18 protein-coding genes are annotated in these 20,945 nt (G+C 40.5%); 13 read left to right on the top strand and 5 right to left on the bottom strand.

Annotated elements, in window-relative coordinates; genetic code table 11:
* Nucleotides 1-197: 197 nt before the first annotated feature.
* Entirely contained in the window at nt 198-755 is a 558-nt protein-coding gene (locus tag TPSD3_RS04680; RefSeq protein WP_086487435.1) for an HNH endonuclease, read from the top strand.
* Between the two features lie 4 nt (nt 756-759).
* On the opposite strand, the gene TPSD3_RS04675 is transcribed toward TPSD3_RS04680, so the two are convergent.
* Entirely contained in the window at nt 760-3,513 is a 2,754-nt protein-coding gene (locus TPSD3_RS04675) for an AsmA family protein (protein WP_176329733.1), read from the bottom strand.
* 73 nt (nt 3,514-3,586) lie between these two features.
* Here TPSD3_RS04675 and polA point away from each other — a divergent pair, with 73 nt between their 5' ends.
* The 3 genes from polA to TPSD3_RS04660 are packed head-to-tail and all read left to right on the top strand — an operon-like array spanning nt 3,587 to nt 7,962.
* Nucleotides 3,587-6,277, top strand: a complete 2,691-nt coding sequence (gene polA, locus TPSD3_RS04670; protein ID WP_086487433.1) for a DNA polymerase I — start codon at nt 3,587-3,589, stop codon at nt 6,275-6,277.
* A gap of 45 nt (nt 6,278-6,322) precedes the next feature.
* Nucleotides 6,323-6,790, top strand: a complete 468-nt coding sequence (locus TPSD3_RS04665) for a tetratricopeptide repeat protein (RefSeq protein ID WP_217884382.1) — start codon at nt 6,323-6,325, stop codon at nt 6,788-6,790.
* Between the two features lie 44 nt (nt 6,791-6,834).
* Nucleotides 6,835-7,962 carry a CobW family GTP-binding protein gene (locus TPSD3_RS04660; protein ID WP_086487432.1) on the top strand — a complete coding sequence of 376 codons (1,128 nt, stop codon included), beginning with the start codon at nt 6,835-6,837 and terminating at the stop codon, nt 7,960-7,962.
* Here the strand turns inward: TPSD3_RS04660 and dacB are convergent.
* The 4 genes from dacB to TPSD3_RS04640 all read right to left on the bottom strand — a co-directional run bounded on the left by dacB (nt 7,930) and on the right by TPSD3_RS04640 (nt 11,790).
* On the bottom strand, nt 7,930-9,432 hold the full coding sequence (gene dacB, locus TPSD3_RS04655) for a D-alanyl-D-alanine carboxypeptidase/D-alanyl-D-alanine endopeptidase (protein ID WP_086487431.1): 1,503 nt from the start codon (nt 9,430-9,432) through the stop codon (nt 7,930-7,932). The two genes, TPSD3_RS04660 and dacB, sit on opposite strands and share 33 nt — an antisense overlap.
* Nucleotides 9,433-9,525: 93 nt before the next feature.
* Nucleotides 9,526-10,263, bottom strand: coding sequence for an HAD hydrolase family protein (locus TPSD3_RS04650; RefSeq protein ID WP_086487430.1), 738 nt, complete (start codon nt 10,261-10,263; stop codon nt 9,526-9,528).
* Nucleotides 10,264-10,270: 7 nt separating this feature from the next.
* On the bottom strand, nt 10,271-11,116 hold the full coding sequence (locus TPSD3_RS04645) for a hypothetical protein (RefSeq protein ID WP_086487429.1): 846 nt from the start codon (nt 11,114-11,116) through the stop codon (nt 10,271-10,273).
* 44 nt (nt 11,117-11,160) lie between these two features.
* Nucleotides 11,161-11,790 carry a biliverdin-producing heme oxygenase gene (locus TPSD3_RS04640; RefSeq protein ID WP_086487428.1) on the bottom strand — a complete coding sequence of 210 codons (630 nt, stop codon included), beginning with the start codon at nt 11,788-11,790 and terminating at the stop codon, nt 11,161-11,163.
* Between the two features lie 125 nt (nt 11,791-11,915).
* Between TPSD3_RS04640 and TPSD3_RS04635 the strand changes: the two genes are divergently transcribed.
* The 9 genes from TPSD3_RS04635 (at nt 11,916) to TPSD3_RS04595 (ending at nt 20,934) form a co-directional block, all read left to right on the top strand.
* Nucleotides 11,916-13,631, top strand: a complete 1,716-nt coding sequence (locus TPSD3_RS04635; RefSeq protein ID WP_086487427.1) for a GspE/PulE family protein — start codon at nt 11,916-11,918, stop codon at nt 13,629-13,631.
* 147 nt (nt 13,632-13,778) lie between these two features.
* Nucleotides 13,779-14,762 (top strand): prohibitin family protein, encoded by a 984-nt coding sequence (locus tag TPSD3_RS04630; protein ID WP_086487426.1) that lies wholly within the window; start codon nt 13,779-13,781, stop codon nt 14,760-14,762.
* A complete protein-coding gene (locus TPSD3_RS04625) occupies nt 14,762-16,405 on the top strand; it encodes an ABC transporter substrate-binding protein (protein WP_086487425.1) in 1,644 nt (547 codons plus the stop codon). The genes TPSD3_RS04630 and TPSD3_RS04625 overlap by 1 nt, the downstream gene beginning before the upstream one ends.
* An 84-nt stretch (nt 16,406-16,489) precedes the next feature.
* Entirely contained in the window at nt 16,490-17,383 is an 894-nt protein-coding gene (locus tag TPSD3_RS04620) for an Rpn family recombination-promoting nuclease/putative transposase (protein WP_086487424.1), read from the top strand.
* A complete protein-coding gene (locus TPSD3_RS04615) occupies nt 17,362-17,511 on the top strand; it encodes a DUF4351 domain-containing protein (protein ID WP_086487423.1) in 150 nt (49 codons plus the stop codon). Before TPSD3_RS04620 ends, TPSD3_RS04615 begins: the two co-directional genes overlap by 22 nt.
* An 84-nt stretch (nt 17,512-17,595) precedes the next feature.
* Nucleotides 17,596-17,787 carry a hypothetical protein gene (locus TPSD3_RS04610; RefSeq protein ID WP_086487422.1) on the top strand — a complete coding sequence of 64 codons (192 nt, stop codon included), beginning with the start codon at nt 17,596-17,598 and terminating at the stop codon, nt 17,785-17,787.
* Nucleotides 17,788-17,933: 146 nt separating this feature from the next.
* Nucleotides 17,934-18,455 carry a YcjF family protein gene (locus TPSD3_RS04605; RefSeq protein WP_086487421.1) on the top strand — a complete coding sequence of 174 codons (522 nt, stop codon included), beginning with the start codon at nt 17,934-17,936 and terminating at the stop codon, nt 18,453-18,455.
* Between the two features lie 108 nt (nt 18,456-18,563).
* A complete protein-coding gene (locus TPSD3_RS04600; RefSeq protein WP_176329732.1) occupies nt 18,564-20,198 on the top strand; it encodes a cyclic peptide export ABC transporter in 1,635 nt (544 codons plus the stop codon).
* Complete coding sequence (locus TPSD3_RS04595; RefSeq protein WP_086487419.1) at nt 20,188-20,934, top strand: thioesterase II family protein; 747 nt, start codon at nt 20,188-20,190, stop codon at nt 20,932-20,934. Before TPSD3_RS04600 ends, TPSD3_RS04595 begins: the two co-directional genes overlap by 11 nt.
* Nucleotides 20,935-20,945: the final 11 nt, after the last annotated feature.

Raw genomic sequence — 20,945 nt, 5'->3', positions numbered from 1 at the left:
GTGATTTATTCTCTAAGCCATGACGTTATTGCATTGACTTTGACAAAAATAGTGCCAATATTCATTGGATATGCGTCGATTGAGGCGAGTTTAGCACAAAAGCAGTCTTTTTATGAATTACAATAATTTATTTGGTGTTGTTAGATTTTAAAATAATGACAAATTAACTTTATTTGATAACCCGTGGAGCGCGATCAATGACTACTGAACGATTAAATCGACCTGTCATTGTTTTTTCTCGTAATTATATGCCGATTAATCGCATTCATTTAAAGCGTGCGATTGTGCTTTTATTAACAGGAAAAGCGGAGCCTATTGATTTTATCAACGAGAATAAACAAATCGCCGTTCATTCTCCTCATTTTGTGCTGTTTGTTCCTTTGCACATTAGGCTTACCGTCACGCATCAAGAGCGGCGAGGCTGGAAGATACCCACGGTGACTCGTCGGGAGGTGCTGCGCAGAGACCGTCATACTTGTCAATATTGTGGTAGCACTAAAAACTTGACCATAGACCACGTTATTCCGCGATCTAAAGGGGGCGGCCACACGTGGGATAATGTGGTGACTGCCTGCGAACGGTGTAACAGTCACAAAGGCGACCGTTTGCCGCAGCAAGTGGGTATGACTTTACGTACTCAACCCAAAACACCAATGCACCCTGCGGTGATGTTTGCCGATGAATTTTGGCAACAACAAGCCAGTCATGAGAAAAAAATAGCCGCCATTCCAGATACTGAAAATACTGTGATTTAATGCGTTATGGATCGCGTTTTAATCCGCGTAAAAAATGACCGACGGATTGTCCTAATTCTTTTAAATTTTCTAAATCCAGTGATTCATGACTCTGAATGGGTTGAAATAAAGGGGATTTTTCTGATTTAATGTCTGGTTGTAAAGCCCCTAATCCTGTGCTTAATAACACTTGATAATCAGGCTTGATTTGCGGAGCAGAAAAGGTGCCTGAAATGAAGATAGGAATGCCCACGCCTTTTAATATCTCTAAACTTTTTCCTTCCTGCCCCGTAGAAGTATTAACCACCCAAGTGTCTAAGCGAAGATCAAGCGTTTCTTTGGGCAGATCAATATTTCCTTTTCCATTCACACGCAATAAAGGAGATTCTATCAATAAAGTGTTTGTTTTTAACAAACCTTGCTCAACAGTAAATGTCCCCATTAAGCGAGAAAAATCACTTTTTAATGGTTCAGGAGGTGGCATAGGTTCTTGTTTTAAAATGGCTTTTGCTTGACGAAGGCTGCGGGCTAAATTAAAGCCATTAATGCTGCCATTCTTCAATTCAACCGCTATTTTTCCTGTTAAATTTTCTAAAATATCGGCTTGATAAATAAAGCGTGTGTTTAATTGAACATGGGCTTGTGCGATGCCTTCTAAAAAATTAGTTTGGGTGGTGTCTTTTAATAACGGCGATAAAGCCACTTGATCCAATTGATATTCGCTGTCCAATTGCGCGGGAACGGCATTAACATTTAAGCGTGTTTCTCCTTGCAATAAGCCTTGATATAATCCCAAAGTTTTATCCACTTGCAATTGACCATTTTTACCTTTTATTGACAAAGTGACATCACTTAATTTCGCGCCCATTGTTTGTAATTGGCGAACTTTTAAAACCCCTTGCACTTGTAATTTTTTTAATAAAGCAACAGGCAATAATTCTTCTGTTTCTGTGCTTGGATTGGGCGATTTTTTAACACTGGATTCTGGCGGTAAATAACGATCAACATTAAATTGATCCACCGCTAAATTAAAATCAAGTTGATGCGGCTGCAATAAATTAACATTGATTTTTCCCGTTAAAAGAGAATCATCAAGTTGTAATTGTAAATTATCTAATGCAAAATTATCTAAAGTGCCAGAAAAAACAGTATTAAAACCAAAACGAGTGAGTGTATTTTTATCCTTTCTTTCGGGTAAATCAACGGCGAATTGTTTTAATAAAACAGAAGGATTAAATGGTTTAATAGACACATTTCCTGACAAGCCATAATTATCATTAATTTTACTCACCTCTGCATTTAATAACATATTGCCATCAAAAGCATCTACTTGTAATTGTTCTAATGTAATTTGGCTAAAAGTAGCCTTTGTTTTTAACTGCGCCATTCGCAATTGCTGCTGGTCTAATTGCAAGCGGAATTGTTTTAATTGCCAATCACTTAAATCAGAGTGAATTTCAGTGTGTAATGACAATTGTGTTTTGCTTAATAATTCTGGAATCGGCCAATTTTCAACAAACAATTCAGCCAATAATGGTTTTATCGCAGTTAATAGAGAAATTTCTGCGAATAACTCAGGCTTTTCTCCCATGATATTTTTAATGGACAAATGCCCATTGGCTTGGGTATTTAACCAATCGATTATCCATTGAGAAACCGTTAATTGATTATTTTCAAGATCAAGAATAACTTGCGGAATTTGCACTTGTCCTTGATCAAGATTAAGCATCCAATCCGAAATCATCATTTTTTTAGTATCGGCATGAATCATTGCACTTAAACTACTGCGGGTTAAAACAGAATCTTGCAAGCCATCAGGCAAAGCAATATTAAAATAAGTTAAAAGCGTTCTGGGATTAAATTCAGCCATAGTTAATTCTGTTTCTAGTTGGGCGGCCGTCATCAATTCTTTAACCTGTAATTGTGCATGAAGTTCCACTAATTCCAATAAGGTTAAATGAATACCAGAACCTGTTAATTTTTCATGAATTAAATCGAGAGAAAGATCAGCCATCTTTAATGTTAAAGCGGCATTTAATGGGGATAATTCTGGATAGTGAATACTTAATTGCGTTTTGGTCAAAGAAAAATGACTTGCTGCAATATGAATATTTAAATCTGTGTTGAAATTAAAATGCAATAGCAAGGGTTTTTGATTCGCTGTTTTTGTGCTTAATGTCGCCGATAATTCAAGCGGAAGCGTGGCCATCTCTGGGTAATTAATCTCACCTGTTTTTACATTAATTTGACTAAACTGTTGATGTTGTTGTGTTAGTGCATCTTGCCAATCAATTGTGCTATCATTAAGCGCAATCCCTGAGAAAGTGATTTGCTTAAATAGCGGGCTTTTTGTAGGGCTGGGTTCAGATTTTTGTGTGAGTTGCAATAAATCATCCCAATTGGTTTGTCCTTGTTCATTCCGTGCCAGCCTAATGTGGGCTTGATTAAGTTGGATAATATCCACATAAAGATGGCGTTGTAATAACGGTAATGTTTTTACGCGCACCTTGATTTGTTCTGCTTTTAAAAAAGGCTCAGGCTCAAACCCTTTGGCATTGCTAAATTGAAGCTGATTTATTTCTAAACTGAACCACGGCCAAAAACGCCAATGAATCTCGCCTGCAATGATTAAATCTCGCCCTGTTTCTTTTTTTATTGCGGCTTGTAATTGGGGTTTATAATCATTGGGATTAATAAACCAAGCCAATAAGATTAAACTCAATATCAATGTTGCCACTAAAATAAACGACAAAGTAAAAAACCATTTTAACCATTTCATATTAAAACTATCCTTATGTTTTGCAAATAAAACACGGGGTAACATCCGATTAACTGCTATTCTATAATAAACAATGAACATTGAACAGACTTTAATTTTAATCGATGGTTCAGGCTATTTATATCGTGCATTTCATGCCTTACCTGATTTAAGTAATCGACAAGGACAAGCCACCCATGCAATTTATGGCGTGGTGTCCATGTTACGGCGATTATTAAAAACATATCAACCGCATTATGCAGCCGTTGTTTTTGATGCCAAAGGCCGCACTTTTAGACACGAATTATTTGCAGATTATAAAGCCAATCGCCCTGCAATGCCTGATGAATTAATTCAGCAAATTGCACCTTTACACGGCTTAATTAAAGCATTAGGTTTACCCTTATTGGTTGAGCCTAATGTAGAAGCCGATGATGTCATTGCCACATTAACAAAACAAGCCACTGAACAGGCAATGCAAGTGCTTATTTTTACCAGTGATAAAGATTTCGCGCAATTGGTTAATCCGCAAGTTACTTTGATTAATACTTTAAATGAAACAACTTTAGATGAAGCGGGCGTTTTTGCTAAATTTGGTGTCATGCCACATCAAATTGTGGATTATTTAACGCTTATTGGAGACACGGTGGATAATATTCCAGGTGTACCTAAAGTTGGCCCTAAAACAGCCGCTAAATGGCTGGCTCAGTATGGCGATTTAAATCATTTATTACAACATGCCCACGAAATTAAAGGAAAAGTCGGGGAATATTTACGCCAAAGTCAAAACCAATTGCCTTTATCTAAACAATTGGTGCAAGTAAAAACAGATGTAACTTTAGATTATGCTATTCATGATTTGCAGATTAAAACGCCTGATTTTTCTCAATTACGCCACTATTATCAACAATTAGATTTTAATGTGTGGCTGGCAGAATTAGACAGCATTAATCCGCCAGTATTAGAGCCGAAAAAAACAGTTAATTACCACACGATTTTAACCCAAGAACAATGGCAATTGTGGTTAGCGCGTTTACAGCAAGCCGATTATTTCGCATTTGATACCGAAACCACCAGTTTAAACGCATTGGATGCGGAAATGGTGGGCTTTTCTTTCGCTTTAACTCCGCATGAAGCGGTTTATGTGCCGCTCATGCACCGCTATTTAAATGCGCCTGTGCAATTAGATCAGCAATCTATTTTAAACGATTTAAAACCGTTATTAGAAGATGAACAGCGTCTAAAAATAGGCCAGCATTTAAAATATGACGCGCATATTTTAGCCAATTATGATATTAATTTGCGTGGGATTGCTTTTGATACTTTATTAGAGTCTTACGTGCTGGACAGTTTAAGTCGGCATGATTTAGATTCTTTAGCCGAATTTTATTTAAATTATAAAACAGTTTCATTTACTGACATTGCAGGGAAAGGAAAAAAACAACTTGATTTTTCAGAAATTCCCATTGAACAAGCGGCATTTTATGCGGCTGAAGATGCGGATATTGCGCTGCAATTGCACCAATGTTTATATGCGAAATTAACGCAAAATGAAAATTTATTAAACGTCTATGAAACAATAGAACGTCCTTTAATTCCTGTTTTAATGCAGATGGAAAGAACAGGCGTAAAGATTGACGCGCATTTATTGGCACAGCACAGCGGTGAATTACAACAACGTTTGACTGAATTAGAACAGCAAGCGCACACTTTAGCAGGGCATTCTTTTAATTTAAATTCAACTCAGCAATTGCAAGTGGTTTTATTTGAAGAACAAGGCTTGCCTGTTTTGCAAAAAACGCCTAAAGGACAGGCTTCTACGGCCGAATCGGTGCTGCAAGAATTGGCACACTCTTATCCCATTGCAGAAGTCATTATGGCGCATCGCAGTGTCAGTAAATTAAAGTCCACTTACACCGATGCTTTACCGCAACAAATCCGCGCCAATACGGGACGCATTCACACTTCTTATCAACAATCTGTTACTGCTACAGGGCGACTTTCTTCTACCGATCCTAATTTGCAAAATATCCCCATTCGCACGGCTGAAGGGCGGCGCATTCGTCAGGCTTTTATTGCCGAATCGGGTTTTAAAATCATGTCTGTTGATTACTCACAAATTGAATTGCGCATTATGGCGCATTTATCTCAAGATGAAACTTTATTAAATGCGTTTTTAACAGGAATTGATGTGCATCAAGCCACAGCGGCCGAAGTCTTTAATGTTCCTTTACAAGCAGTTAGCACGGAACAACGACGCAGTGCTAAAGCGATTAATTTTGGTTTAATTTACGGCATGTCTGCTTATGGATTAAGCAAGCAATTAGGCATTGAATCCCCTCAAGCCCAAAACTATATTGATCTCTATTTTGAGCGTTATCCTAAAGTAAAAGAATATATGGATAATATTCGCCAATTTGCCCGCGATCAGGGCTTTGTAGAAACCGTTTTCGGGCGACGACTTTATTTACCCGACATTAACAGTCGTCATTATCAAAAAAGACAATATGCCGAACGCACTGCCATTAACGCTCCCATGCAAGGCACGGCGGCGGATATTATTAAACGTGCCATGATTGTTATTTATAATTGGCTAAATCAAGACTTGCACGATCACATTAAAATGATTTTACAAGTTCATGATGAATTGGTATTTGAAGTGGCTGTGGATTATTTACCAATTGCCCAGCAAAAAATTCCTGAATTAATGACCCAAGTTGTCGCCTTAAAAATTCCCTTAGAAGTGCAAATGGGCATTGCTGATAATTGGGATCAAGCCCATTAATCAAATTATTTTCTTTTCTTTTATTTTTTTGCCATGGAGATGTTAATGAATTTACTTTCTAATCAACTAAGCGCAGAACAAACCATGTCTTTACATAGCGGTATTGCCGCTTTTGAAGCCAAGCATTTTGCACGAGCGCAACAATTGCTTTATCCGCTGGCAATGGCAGGGCATTTGGAAGCCTTATATCGCATGGCAATTATGGCGCAAAATGGCTTAGGTATGGTGGTGAATGCGCAAAATGCCGCACAATGGATGCGTCAAGCCGCTGAACAAGGGCATGGCTTCGCCCAACATGGCTTGGGTTTTATGTATATGACGGGTGAGTGTGTAGAACAAAACGACGAGCAAGCCGCGTATTGGTTTCGTCAAGCCGCTGAACAAGATTTAGTCGGGGCGCAGGCCACATTGGCTTCGTTTTACGAACAAGGGCGCGGCGTACCACAAGACTTGGAAGAAGCCAAACGTTGGTATCAACGCGCTGGTTTTAGTGAAAGCGAAAGTGAAAATTAAAGTTAAAGTTAATAAATCCTTCTCAAATATCATGGTCTTAAAAAATGGCTGAATTACTGGAATTTAACGCTTATTCTCAACGCATTCCTTTAATGGTAATTACAGGTTTTTTAGGCAGTGGCAAAACCACGTTAATTAACCATTTATTACGACAAACTGCCTTGCAAGATACCGCAGTTATTGTCAATGAATTTGGGGAAATTGGCGTGGATCATTTGTTGGTACAAGCCGCAACGGAAGATGTGGTGGTGATTGACGGGGGGTGTGTGTGCTGTACCATTCGGGGGGATTTATTAGAAACATTAGTGCGTTTATTTGAACAACGCTGCACAGGAATTATTCCTATTTTTAAACGGGTCATTATCGAAACCACAGGCTTGGCTGATCCCGCTCCCGTGATTCATACTTTATTAAGAGATCAACAGCTCAATCGTTACTTTTATTTAGCGGGAGTCATTACCACTGTTGATGCGTTATATGGATTAGAACAATTAGATCAGCATTATGAAACCGTGAAACAAGCGGCTATGGCAGATCGTTTAGTTTTAACTAAAGTTGCTTTATCGCATTCGCTTTCTTTACAGCAATTACAGCAACGATTGCAACAATTAAATCCCGCCGCTGTACAATTATTGTCTGATGAAAAAATAGGCGTTAAAGCTGAGGAATTGTTAAATATTGGCTTTTATCATTCTGAAGATAAAAGTATCGATGTCGGCCAATGGCTACAAGCTGAATCGTATGCCGAAAATGGCATTGTTCCCCTAGATAACTTATACAAAAAAACGGAATCAACGGAAATTCGACATGATCGCTACATTCGCTCATTTTGCATTGAACGAACGCAGCCATTAAGTTGGAAGGTGTTAAATCGTTGGTTTCAGCAATTGGTGGCGTTGCGGGGGCGGGATTTATTACGGGTAAAAGGTCTGGTTTACACCGAAGAAACTCCCCTGCCCATCTTGGTGCAGGGAGTACAACATGTGTTTCAATCGCCCACCACTTTACCCGCTTGGCCGAAACAGCCGCCTGTGTCGCAAATTGTCTTTATTACCCGCAACATTGAACAACACATTGTCGATCAAATGCTGGATATATTAACCCACAGCCGCACGCCACAAGAAATGTGTCAAGCCGCTTTAATATTGCTGGGTTGCCAGCGGACTATTTAATGGCATTTGTTGCTGGGTAAAATTGTAAATAGCAGCAATCATTCGATCTTCAATTTTATCTGCACCCGCATAACCACAATCGTTACTATTTAAAAAAAATGCAAAGGCAAAAACTTGATTTTGCGGATTAGAAACGTAGCCCGCTAAGGTGCTGACACGGTTTAGCGTGCCTGTTTTAGCACGGACGCGAGCGCGAGCAGGCGAGTTATTTAAGCGTCTGGAATGTGTGCCATACGCGCCCATAACGCGCAATGAGGCAATAAAATCAGGTCCAATATCAAAGCGGCCAAACATGCGTTGCAATAAATCGGTCATGGCTTCGGCGGTGAATTGATTACGGCGCGATAATCCCGATCCATCCGCTAGCATAACTCCACGAGTATTTACGCCTATTTCGCGTAAAAATTGCGCGATCAATTCCAAACCATCTAAATGCGTGGCAGATTTGCCCGTGTAATGAAAGGCGGCAATGGTTTTTAATACTTGTTCGGCAATAAAGTTATTAGAAAAAGTATTGAGTTCTTTTAAAATAAGTGATAATGGTTGCGAAACATGTTCATATAATAATTGTCCTTGTACGCCCATAGGTACAATTTCGCTAGAACCCAATACGCGAATTCCTGCTTCGTTTAATAAACTGCGAAATGTTTCAATCGCATAGCGGGCGGGATTTTCGACATTAATAAAAATAACCCGCTCGCCACTGCCTACGGGCAATTGTCCTGTCACACGAATTTGTACGGTATCCTCTCCAGAAGTACGACGTGCGCTAATGGTGTCATTGCCGCGGTTGACGGTTTTGGCTTGGTTGGATAATTCAAAGTAATTCGGAGCGGGGTCTAACCACGCGTTCACCGCACTCCCAGCTCGTTGGCCGGGCAAAACGCGCACCGCGATGGTGTTAAAATTGACCGATAACGCGCCAATATTTGCGTCGTAAGCGCGCTGGCTGCGGTCAGTTTCCCATGAAGGCGCACTGATTTGTTGGTCGAAAAAACTGTTGTCGGCTAATAATCGTCCCTGAATTTCCGTGATACCACTAGCTTTAAGACGGCGAACTAAATTGGCCAGCGCATCGGTTGTCAACGTCGGATCGCCACGGCCGCGTAATACTAAATCACCAAAGATAGTATTTCCTTCGCGCTGTCCTGTATGTAACACTTCGGTGCGAAAACGGTATTCTGGACCCAAGTAATGGAGAGCTGCCGCCGTCGTGACAATTTTCATAATCGACGCAGGTAACAACGGCGTTGCCCCATTCAAGTCATACAGTGTTCGCCCATCGGACAATGAAGTAATATGAATCGAGGTTTCATTGCGATTTAAACAGCGACTGTTCAAAGCCGCATCAATTTCTTGACGTAAAGCCGCTAAATCCGCTTGTGCTTGCACGAATTGCGTCTGAAATAGGGTGGTTAATAATAAAAAAATAACGCCATAAATGACGGGAGATAACGCGAAAAACTTCATTGTGGTATTTCCGTTTTTATGTTTTGGGTGAATGAAAGGTTGAGTAGGTGAAAAATGGGTTGTCACCAGTAAACGTAACGCAAAAATCGTGCGCTAAAGGTTGGAGTTAAACAAAAGCGTGTCAATTTGCGTATTTTTTGGAATCAAGCGCACATCACATAATTGCATAAATGATAAATCATTTAAACTGTCTCCCATCGCTAAATGAAGATTTGCACCTTGTTTTTCTAATAAAAATTTAACCGCATAACGCTTATCAATAAACTTAGGCAATAACACTAAATTACGTCGTTGATAATGGTGTATATATTCACCACTCGATAAGCCAATCATTTCTTGAAATAAAGCCGCTTGATCTGAAGCAGGAGTTTTTGCATCAGCGCGTACGGTGAGATAATAACCATCGGTATTATTCAGGGTAAATTTTAATTGATGTACATGTAAAAATTGTTTAATCTCGCTACTTAATTGCTGAATGGATTGGGATAATTGTTGAAAAGAATGATACACGTGATGTTGCCAATCGGGATTGGGTTGATTTTCTTCCCAAATTAATCCACCAAAATATAACACGGCAATGTTAATGCGCGGTAAATGACTGAGAAAAGTATTGTGATATTGCCGCAAACTTCGTGCAGTGACGGGAATAATTGTGACATGATTTTGCTGATAAAATAACTCGAATAATAGCTGTTGAGAAACCGTCTGGTAAGAAATATGTTGTTGGGTCGGGGTATGCGTGGCCGGATAAATGCCCGCTGAACGATGTCGCTGTAATTGAAACAACGTATCGTCCAGATCGGTAAACAGCACAATAGTGGTATTAGACATGGCGCAATTAGCCAACCCATTTCCAAACTTCTTCTAATTCAGTTTCGATTAAATCATCGACTAAAATAGTGTCGTAATGGCGGAATAATATCCGTTTTTTCTCAGGTACAATGCCATAATTCCATGCCACGCTTTTTACGATATAATAAAACAAGGCTACACTGCTTAAAATATTCGGTGTTTCTAAACCGACATCAAACGGCGCAGGCGGATTTAATTGGCGTAACGCGATACGATAGAAAATAGGCATTATTTTGGCAAAAGGTAATGTTTTACCTTGTGATAAAAAATGGACAATTTCTTTTTCTGCTTTTACCAAACTGAAAAAGTTAGCATCTAATTCTGTTTCTTCTGAAGTAGGAAGGGGAGAATCACCGCGTTTTTTCTTACTGGTTTGGGGAGTGTGTTTAATTTTGGTTTCTGGCGCGTTTAAATAGTCCATTATGGCCTGCGGTGGAATCGCGCCCGCTTGCAATTTTAATTGTGCAGGAAATCGCAAAATCGCAATGCCATCACAACGACAAAAATCAATAATATCTATTAGTACCGCTTGTCCTGAAATGGAAGTAATAATAGTCTGTTCTCCCAAAGCATAAGGATGAGTATAATCAATTTTTGCCCATTGCCTTAAATGGCTTTCATTGACATTGCCTAAATAAAAACCAATGTCTTGAAAAGTAGAAGGAAAGAAACGACGATGATTGGATGCGGTAAAAACACGCAATAACACATCACCCGGTTGCACCAGTGTCATGATGTCTCGTGTATTTTTTCCATTCAAGGCGAAACGCGCCAATGGAAACAAACGAGAGAGTAGGGTCAATAAACCCTCTTGCCAATCATTTTGTCGCATAAAAAAATCCCGTAATAACTTGGAATCTACTTGTGATTAGATTACTATTGGCTTTTCCATAAAGCCACTAATAGCGCATGAACATGGTGAAATGTTTTTATGGCGGCTTCAAGCACACTATTTTGTTGATGGGCATCGGTAATGGTGGCATTCATGCGTTGAGAAAATTGTTTCCAATGTTCTAACGTTTCTTCTTGATAAGCTTGATAATAACGCACACCTTTATCGCTTAATTGATAGGCAGATTGCAAACGCGGTGTAATTAATCTCGCACCTAAAGTAGAACCTTCAAATACGTAGAGAATGCCCAATAATCCCACCGAATTTTTTAAGGCCATGTCTTCGATAAAATGCACAAAATTAGTTGTGGCTAATTGTACGGCTGCGGTGGGCATTTCTGCATTGAATTGGGCTAAATCGTCCATTAATAATGGCACGCGACACATGTTGTCTTGCCATACGGCACGAATGGCTGAATCGCTGTGCGTTTTTCCGTGTTTTTCTAAAGCGCGGTGAATCGGTAAATAAGCCTCTAATTGTCCCACGTAAAGCGATAACGGCAAGGTTTCAGCCAATAAAGCCTTACTAAACGGTAATGTTTCTAACTGCTCGTGTGCAGAACGGGTTTCTGCCCGCAAACGCGCCATAATATCCGAATGATGAGAATTAGACATAATTTATTCCTAAAAAATTTTTTTATCCAACAATCCCGCCTGAAAAGCCAAGCCTCGCCCTTGTTTTAGAAAGGCATTTTTATAAACTATAACAGAATTGCGCGATTAACTGCCAGTGAGCCTTTATGACAGACAGCATTGTTTCCCCTCATTTTACTCCACGCATCGGCGAATTGCTGATGGCACAAGGACTTATTTCAGAAGGTGAATTGCAACGGGCTTTAGAATTTCAGCAACGTTTGGGGGGGCGTTTGGGTGCAATTTTGGTGCGAATTGGGTCGATTTCTGAAGATGTGCTGTTGACTCATTTGGCAAAACAACTTGACTTACCGGTATTTGACCCGCAACAAATTCCTTTAGATGCCCATGTGTTCTTAGAAACCATTGAAAAAACAAAAATTGATCGAGAATGGTGGTTAGATCAAGAAATTGTCGCTTGGACGGATGAACAAAACCCCCAACAGATTTATTGTCTGGCACGTGATCCCTTATCGGATTTTATTCGAGAAGTGTTGTATCGCGTTTTTCCTGAACAGACATTGGTTTGGTATTTGGCGCGTAATCAAGATTTGGATCGGGCGTTAGACAGTTTGTCACGGGTGGCGAGCCGCGATGAGTCGTTGTATGGGGATGATGTCAGTTTACTGCGCGAACTGGCTGAAGGCGCGCCTGTGGTGGAATTTGTCAATAATATGTTGTCGCAAGCGATGGATCAACGGGCTTCAGACGTGCATCTTGAGCCTGAAGAACATACGTTTTTCGTGCGTTATCGCATTGATGGGATTTTGTATGAACATTTAAATTTGCCACGTGAGCGGTTTAATCCGATTGCTTCGCGTATTAAATTAATCTCTGGATTAGACATTGCTGAACGACGTTTGCCGCAAGATGGACGCTTGAATGCGCGGGTCAGTGGACAGGAATTGGACATTCGGGTATCGTGTTTGCCCGGTGTGCATGGGGAATCGATTGTGATGCGTTTGTTGCCCAAAGAACGCCAAACCAGTCGCTTAGATCGTTTGGGATTTGCGCAAGATCATTTGCGTTTATTTTACAAATGGATTCAAGAGCCGCATGGGATCATTCTGGTCACGGGGCCAACGGGGTCGGGAAAATCCACCACTTTGTATGCCGCTTTGGATCACATTAATAACCGCACGCAGAAAATTATCACGGTAGAAGACCCTGTGGAATACCAGCTAAAAGGAATTACACAAGTTCAAGTTCACAGCGATATTGGTTATACATTTGCTCATGCTTTGCGTTCTATTTTGCGCCAAGACCCGGATATTGTAATGATTGGGGAAATTCGGGATTTGGAAACGGCAGAGATTGCGATTCAGGCTTCTTTGACGGGTCACATGGTGTTATCGACGCTGCACACGAATGATGCAGTGAGTACGTTTAACCGTTTGATTGATATGGGTGTGGAGCCGTTTTTAGTGGCGACATCGGTGCGAGCGGTACAAGCGCAACGTTTAGTACGGCGATTGTGTGCGTCGTGTGCGGAAACGTCGGCAACACCGAGTAGTGCAATTTTGGCGGAAATTGAGCGCGTTTTACCCGAAGAATGGCGTGCTACTACGCCCAGTTGGCGGACTCCTGTGGGTTGTGCGGCGTGTCAAGGAACGGGTTATCAGGGGCGAATTGGCATTTATGAGTTGGTTTATCTTACGCCCGAATTACAAGCCCAAGTTTTAGCCCGTGCGCCAATCAGTGCCATGCGTCAATTGGCGATCAGTCAAGGTTTTCGTAATTTGCGCCAAGATGGTTTTTTAAAAGCGTGGCAAGGTTTAACCAGTATTGAAGAAGTGTTACGAGTAACCGAATCGGGGGCTTAATTTCTGTTATTGGTGTTGCCCAGTGCCGAAAATTGGCGACTTGGGTGATATTCTCAACTTAATTTGGACATTTCAACAAAAGACTGATGACATGATACAACCCATGACTTAGAATAGCAGTCAACATCACGTGATTTTTCCAACTAAATGATTATGACGACGGTCGGCACGCCTACAGAACCCTCTACGCTTTCCCATGCCCAATCTTGGTTTACTCGCCTCACCGGGTTACTCGGCACGATGTGGCGATGGACAATCAAGATTGTGCGCGCTATTTTGGCCATTCCGCGCTATATTCTTCGCAAGATAGCTGATTTTATTTTGGATAAATTGCCCTATTTTATCCTGCTATTTTTACTGTTATTCTTACTGATTGCTTTCTTTTGGCCGCGGATTTTTGTTTCAATCCACGCGGGGGAAGCGGGAGTTTTATACGATAGATTTGGCATTGGTACTGTGGTTGATTACGTTTATCCTGAGGGATTTCATGTGGTAAACCCATTTAACCAAATGAATATCTACAATACCCGCGTCCAAATTATTTTACACGATTTCACCGTGTTGACTAAAACCGGCTTGCCCATTGAATTAAAAATTGCTGTACGTTTTCAACCCATTTACGAATTAGTTGGCGTGTTGCATCAAGAAGTAGGGCCGGATTATCCGGATAAAATTATTTTGCCCCAAATTGAATCTGTTTTGCGGCGCAATATCGGACAATATACCCCAGAAGATATTTATACCAATAAACGCGGTATTTTGACGAACATTATCACTTTGGCGTTGGAAGAAGTGGGACGAAAATATGTTGTCGTTGATGACATCATCATTCGTACCGTACAATTGCCACGAACAGTGGAAACATCCATCGAACAAAAATTAATCGAAGAGCAGCGTTATAAAACCTACGAATTTATTATCGCCCGCGAAAAAGAAGAAGCACAACGCAAACTCATTGAAGCACAAGGAATTCGAGACTACCAAGCTGTCATTTCCGAAACGTTGTCTCCTGATTTGCTGCGTTGGCAGGGCATTCAAGCCACACGCGCCATTGCCGAATCAGAAAACGCCAAAGTGGTGGTGATTGGGAATGGAGAGCAAGGTTTGCCCATCATTTTGGGAGCGCAGTAATGCAACGGAGTATTACCGTTGTTATCCTATTGCTGGGAATCTCGCTGCTGTTCACGGGGTGTGGCGATGTACAATATGAAGTGTCAAAACAGCAACGGGCGGCTTTGGCAGAAGAAAATCGTTACAATCCGGATGTGGATATTGTCATTGGGGTGGCATGGCCGTTTGATCGTCATTCCTATCTGCGCGGCGCACGGTTGGCAGGCGATGAAATCAATGCCAAAGGCGGATTGAACGGGCGCAAAGTTCGTTTGGTCTTCAAAGATGAAAGTGTTTACCGACAAGCAGCAGGGTTGGGGACAAATCGTATCACTCGAAGTTCCGCCCAAGAGGCAGCGGTGGCGGTGGCGCGTGAGTTTGCGGCGGATTCAAATGTAGTTGCCGTAGTCGGACATCAAGGTTCAGCCGCTGCGGTTCCAGCCGCTACCGCTTATAATTATCATGGTATTTTGTACATTGCATCCACATCAACCAGTCCTACATTAACCGTCGCCGGTGGCCAAACCACATTTCAATTGCTACCCGATGATCGTGAAATGGTAAGACAAGTGGCAGGTTATGCGGCTTTCCCCGGTTACAATAATAAAATCTCTTACGAGCGCATTGTTATTTTAAACGAACGCACTAAATACGGTAATGACATTGCCTCATTTTTTGACGAAGCGGCCAACGAATTTAACCTTAGAATTATCTCACGGGCTTCTTTTTTCAGAGGTACGGTTGAGAAGCGGTTAGATTATCGTTCGGTGTTGTTTCCTTTGCGTTCGTTAGAATTTGATGCGATTTTTCTCATAGCCAGCCGCGAAGATGCCGGAAGAATCATTGCCCAAGCGCGTGAAATTGGTTTAAAACAACCTTTTTTAGGCATGGATACTATGGAACATGCGGAGTTTCTACGCATCACCGGCAAAAAAGCCGCCGAAGGAACAGTAGTACCTTCATCATTTAATGAAAATTTTAACTTAGCACAGCCTTTTATCCAAAATTTTCGCCAAATATATGGACAAAATCCAGACACTTGGGCAGCCTTAGCTTATGACAGTATTTATCTGGTGGCGCATGGGATAACGCTTTCGCACTATTCCACGGTGCCTGTCGTGGTGGCCAATAGTATACGTTACATGGACACGTGGTTTGGGGTTACGGGGGCTTATCGGTTCAAGTTAGACGGTACGAATTTGGGACGGGCTTACATAATGAAAGCGGTAAAAGAGGGGGAATTTCGTTCTTTGCCGGGGGGACATGTGCCGTATATGTTGCATCGTCACAAACAGCGTCAACGTTTAGAACGCCATCGTTCGGCGGTGGAGGATGGTATGCGGAGTGCGGCTTCCCAGACGACGACAACACCTTCCGTCGCAACGATAGTTCCCACTTTGCCTGATCCTCCTGCGCCAGAACAGACGGCTGCTGCGTTGTTGGAGTTAGCAGATGAAGAGGTAGCAGAGACAGTGGGCTTGCTTGATGCGTTGGGTCATGCGAGCAGTCGCGGATCGCTTCGTATAGGGGTTGAAGAAAAGTACGGTGAGAGCCATATAAAGCTGCCGTCTCCTCCGCTGCGCGGAAGCGGTGAACTTCCTCCGCACAGTCTTTCAAACTATCGTTTGCAACAATTACAAGAACTGCAAAAAGAATCTCAATAAGAGATTAAATCAAGCTGTCATTATTGGTGTTTAGAATGGTCTTTTACCTCATTGAATAATTGTTACAGAATTCAGAATTGACTCATGAGCCAAGACCACGACCATAGTTATAAAAACCTATTTTCTCATGTTGAATTGATTAAAGACTTATTACGAGGTTTTATTCATGAGCCGTGGATAAGTGAGCTTGATTTTGACAGTTTAGAGCGAGTTAATAGCCATTTTGTTACCGATAAATTGGATCGTCGGGAAGAGGATGTGGTTTGGCGGATAAAATGGCAAGATCGTTACTTGTATCTTTACTTGTTAATTGCTTTTCAATCCACAGATGATATTTATATGGCTTTACGGGTCATGGTTTATGTGGGTTTATTGTATCAATATTTAATCCGTGAAAAGCAGATTAAACATGGCGAGTTATTACCTCCTGTTTTTCCGATTGTCCTTTACAACGGACAGACCACTTGGAAAAGTACGTTACAGGTGCAAGACTTAATTCAATCGGTGGCAGGATTTGAAAAATATAAGCCTCAATTGTCTTATTTTTTATTAGACGAACGCCATTATCAATTTTCAGGTCAATGGGACGAGTTAAAAAATCTGGTTGCTGCTATTTTTGAATTAGAGAGAAGCAAAACGCCACAAGATATACAAAAAGTGGTATTGGAACTTTTAAAATGGTTAAATCAGCCAGAGCAAGAAAGTTTGCGTCGTGCTTTTGCGGCATGGTTGAATTACGTGCTATTACCGAGACGATTACAAGTTCATGTTCCAATAGTTCATTCCTTAAAGGAGGTTAATGCCATGTTAGCCGAAACAGTACAAGGTTGGTATGCCGAAGCCGAAGCTAAGGGCATAGCCATAGGTGAGGCTAAAGGCGAAGCCTTAGGCCAAGCCAGAGGTGAGGCCAGAGGTGAAGCCAGAGGTGAGCCAGAGGTGAAATTAGAGGACAACGTATGGTGCTTATTCGCCTTTTAAAAAAGCGTTTTGGGGAATTATCTCAACCCATTCAAAACAAAATTGATAACGCCACAGGCGACCAATTGGAACAGTGGGCTTTAAATGTATTGGATGCAAAGCATTTAAATGAGGTTTTTGAAGATTAAGCAGTTAATTATCTAAAATTATTTTAATATTTTGCGTCTATTTGCTATAGTTATTTAACTTTAATATGCTTATAGGAGAATGCTGTGTTTTTACCAATTGCTTTGTGGATTCTTGCGTGTTTATTGATTGGCTATTTTGGTCGCCATAAAAAATTGGGATTTTGGGGATATTTTTTTGGTTCAATTGTGTTGACTCCCATTATTGGTTTAATTCTTTTATTTGCGTCCGATTCCAAAAAAATTGAGAAAAACACGGAAAAAACCAGTGTTGCTTAGAATTTAAAAAATCCGTCCTTAACGGAAAACGTATGTCTGCTCAGTACACGCCAACTCGTTGCCAAGCAGACCTCAGCCAAACTACGATTCATGCTGGCTTTGGCGTTCCTTAACTTTGTATAATTAAACTAAAAGGAGTTCCATTTATGGAAGCTGTTGCAGAAAAACCTGTTGATTTACAAGCACGTACCGAAGAAGCAGGCCGTACCGTTAGAAACTACACTTTGGGTGCAATGGGTGCGAGTTTGGTGCCAATGCCCGTCGTTGATTTGGCCGCTATTACCGCGATCCAATTAAAAATGTTGCATAGCCTGTCTAAATTATATGGCGTGCAATTTAGAAAGGATTTGGGTAAATCTTTGATTGCCTCGTTAATTGGGGGTTATATTCCCTACATTACTGCCACGACATTAGCCAGCAGTTTTATTAAATTTGTGCCATTTATTGGCCATGGTTTAGCGTTGGTGAGTATGCCGATTTTAGCGGGCGCAACCAGCTATGCAGTGGGTAAAGTGTTTATTCAACATTTTGAAGCGGGCGGCACTTTCTTAGATTTTGATCCTGAAGAAGTGCGTGAATATTTTGCGCAACAATTCAAAGAAGGTGAAAAACTTGCGGCTGAATTGCAAGCTAATGGTGCTGTAAAAGGCAATGATGCGGCTGCCTAATTCCGTGTTTTTGCGACCGATGATTTATCAGGTTTAGAATTTACTAATAGTAACGCAATGGATGTTAAATTCATTGCGTTATTCTTTTACCTCTTTCATGGATATGTTGTGAATTTACTCAACTTTATTAATCGAGAGTCGGAACATCCTAAAACGCGAATTATTATTTTTGCCAGTGTAGCGGGTATTTCCAGCAGTTTATTATTAGCCACAATTAACACTGCGGCACATGTGATTGCGGAGGATGATTTTCAAATTCAATACTTGTTTATTTATCTGATTTGTTTGAGCTTATTTGTGTATGCAAAACGCTACACATTAAGCCAAGCCACCATTGCGATTGAGGGCATGGTGCGGCGTGTGCGAATGCGCATCACGGATAAAATTCGCCATACTGAACTGCGTTATGTGGAAGATACGGGATATTCCGAAATATATAACCGACTTTCTCAAGATACCATTACCGTTTCTCAATCAGCAACATTACTGGTTTCTGCGGCGCAATCTGCAATTATGTTATTGTTTTGTTTGATTTATATTGCGTGGCTTTCGGTTTCTGGTTTTTTAATCATTGTGGTTGCGGTGATTTCTGGCATTATTATTTTTTTAGGGCGACAACGGGTCATTGCCGATGATTTGCAACAAGCAGCCAGAACAGAGCGTTATTTCTTTGATCGTTTAGGGCATTTATTGCGTGGTTTTAAAGAGGTAAAATTAAATGGACGTAAAAGTCACGATTTATATCATCATTTAGAAAAAGTTTCGCGTGAAACCGAGCAACATAAAATTAATGCAGGTTTAAAATCTGTATTGATTTTAATGTTTTCTCAAATCTTTTTTTACACTTTGCTGGCAATTATTATTTTTGTTTTGCCCAAATTTTCTCCCACTTCTACCCATGAAGTCATTAAATTAACCACCGCAATTTTATTTATTGTGGGACCTTTAGAATCTATTGTGGGAAACATTCAAGTTTATATTAATTCTAACGTTGCCATTGGCAATATTTATCAATTGGAAGCCACCATTGATGCAGCCACTAAAGGCATTCGCGTAGGAGAAACGCAATTAGCCGAACAGCCCGCACCCTTTGAGCGTTTAGAATTGCAAGAGGTGAATTTTTATTATTCGGATCGAGAAGGCAAAGCCTTATTTTCCGTGGGTCCCATTAATTTAACTTTGCGCATGGGAGAAATTTTATTTCTAGTGGGTGGAAATGGTAGCGGTAAATCCACATTATTGAAAATTTTAACAGGATTATATTATCCTCATTCGGGAAAAATTCTTTTAGATGGCGTGGAAATTACGCAACATGATTATCCCAGTTATCGGGAATTATTTACGACAATTTTTACTGATTTTCATTTATTTGATCGTTTCTATGGCTTAGATGATGTCAATGCCAACGAGGTGATAAGTTTAATTAAATTAATGGAATTAGAAAAGAAAACTCGTTTTATTGACGGTCATTTCAGCAATATTAATTTGTCCACAGGGCAACGCAAACGTTTGGCTTATATCATTTCTTTAATGGAAAATAAGCAAATTTATATTTTTGACGAATGGGCAGCGGATCAAGACCCTGAATTTCGTCGTTATTTTTATGAAGTTTTATTGCAAGATTTGCGTAATCAAGGTAAAACCATTATTGCGGTCACTCATGATGATCATTATTTTGACAATGCAGATCGAGTTTTAAAAATGGATTATGGTCAATTAAAGGAATATCGCCATGTCACCTGATATAAATACTAAAATTCGTTTATATTGTCTGCATTTTGCGGGCGGCAATAGTTATTCTTTTCGGGCTTTTAAAGGGCAATTTCCAAATTTTATTGAGCCTGTTTTTTTAGAATTACCGGGGCGTGGTTTGCGTTTGCGTGAACCATTATTACATGATGTCAATCAGGCAATTAAAGATTTATTACCCCGTTTGCAAACACAACAGCCTTATGCAATTTATGGCCATAGTATGGGAGGGTTATTGGCTTATCAATTAACCCAACAATTAATGGTAAAAAAACAAAATTTACCCTTATATTTAATGATCAGTGGTTGTCGTGCGCCGCGTTTTATTCCGCGAAGTGATGCCCGTCATCTTTTATCTAAAGCTCAATTTTTCAATATGTTACAAGCACTAGGTGGGCTACCTAGAGATATTTTAGCGCATCAAGAATTAATGGAATTCTTTGAGCCAATGTTACGCGCTGATTTTCAGATTGTGGACACTTATCATTATCGCGCTTCTCCCATTCGTTTATCGATGCCTGTGAGCATTTTAGGTGGGCAACAAGATAAAGAGGTGAGTTATGCTGAATTAAATCATTGGCAAGAAGAATGCGAATTGCCTATTCGTTTGCATCATTGGGCAGGAGACCACTTTTTTATTTTTGAAAAAATAAATGAAATGATGCAAGAATTAAAACAACTTTCTCAAGCCACTTGGATGCCGACATTAGCCCATCAATTGGCTTCTTAAAAAGAGAAAAA

This window comes from Thioflexithrix psekupsensis (assembly GCF_002149925.1).
Taxonomy (GTDB): domain Bacteria; phylum Pseudomonadota; class Gammaproteobacteria; order Beggiatoales; family Beggiatoaceae; genus Thioflexithrix; species Thioflexithrix psekupsensis.
Note: the sequence above shows the minus strand (reverse complement) of the source record. Positions and strands in the feature narration are given on the sequence as shown.

Excerpts from the sequence above, each read along its gene's own strand:
- dacB (WP_086487431.1), bottom strand. The coding sequence starts at position 9,432 with ATGAAGTTTTTCGCGTTATCTCCCGTCATTTATGGCGTTATTTTTTTA.
- TPSD3_RS04630 (WP_086487426.1), top strand. The coding sequence starts at position 13,779 with ATGATTATGACGACGGTCGGCACGCCTACAGAACCCTCTACGCTTTCC.
- TPSD3_RS04680 (WP_086487435.1), top strand. The coding sequence starts at position 198 with ATGACTACTGAACGATTAAATCGACCTGTCATTGTTTTTTCTCGTAAT.
- TPSD3_RS04660 (WP_086487432.1), top strand. The coding sequence starts at position 6,835 with ATGGCTGAATTACTGGAATTTAACGCTTATTCTCAACGCATTCCTTTA.
- polA (WP_086487433.1), top strand. The coding sequence starts at position 3,587 with ATGAACATTGAACAGACTTTAATTTTAATCGATGGTTCAGGCTATTTA.
- TPSD3_RS04675 (WP_176329733.1), bottom strand. The coding sequence starts at position 3,513 with ATGAAATGGTTAAAATGGTTTTTTACTTTGTCGTTTATTTTAGTGGCA.
- TPSD3_RS04665 (WP_217884382.1), top strand. The coding sequence starts at position 6,323 with ATGAATTTACTTTCTAATCAACTAAGCGCAGAACAAACCATGTCTTTA.
- TPSD3_RS04615 (WP_086487423.1), top strand. The coding sequence starts at position 17,362 with ATGGTGCTTATTCGCCTTTTAAAAAAGCGTTTTGGGGAATTATCTCAA.
- TPSD3_RS04595 (WP_086487419.1), top strand. The coding sequence starts at position 20,188 with ATGTCACCTGATATAAATACTAAAATTCGTTTATATTGTCTGCATTTT.
- TPSD3_RS04605 (WP_086487421.1), top strand. The coding sequence starts at position 17,934 with ATGGAAGCTGTTGCAGAAAAACCTGTTGATTTACAAGCACGTACCGAA.
- TPSD3_RS04650 (WP_086487430.1), bottom strand. The coding sequence starts at position 10,263 with ATGTCTAATACCACTATTGTGCTGTTTACCGATCTGGACGATACGTTG.
- TPSD3_RS04645 (WP_086487429.1), bottom strand. The coding sequence starts at position 11,116 with ATGCGACAAAATGATTGGCAAGAGGGTTTATTGACCCTACTCTCTCGT.
- TPSD3_RS04620 (WP_086487424.1), top strand. The coding sequence starts at position 16,490 with ATGAGCCAAGACCACGACCATAGTTATAAAAACCTATTTTCTCATGTT.
- TPSD3_RS04640 (WP_086487428.1), bottom strand. The coding sequence starts at position 11,790 with ATGTCTAATTCTCATCATTCGGATATTATGGCGCGTTTGCGGGCAGAA.
- TPSD3_RS04635 (WP_086487427.1), top strand. The coding sequence starts at position 11,916 with ATGACAGACAGCATTGTTTCCCCTCATTTTACTCCACGCATCGGCGAA.
- TPSD3_RS04625 (WP_086487425.1), top strand. The coding sequence starts at position 14,762 with ATGCAACGGAGTATTACCGTTGTTATCCTATTGCTGGGAATCTCGCTG.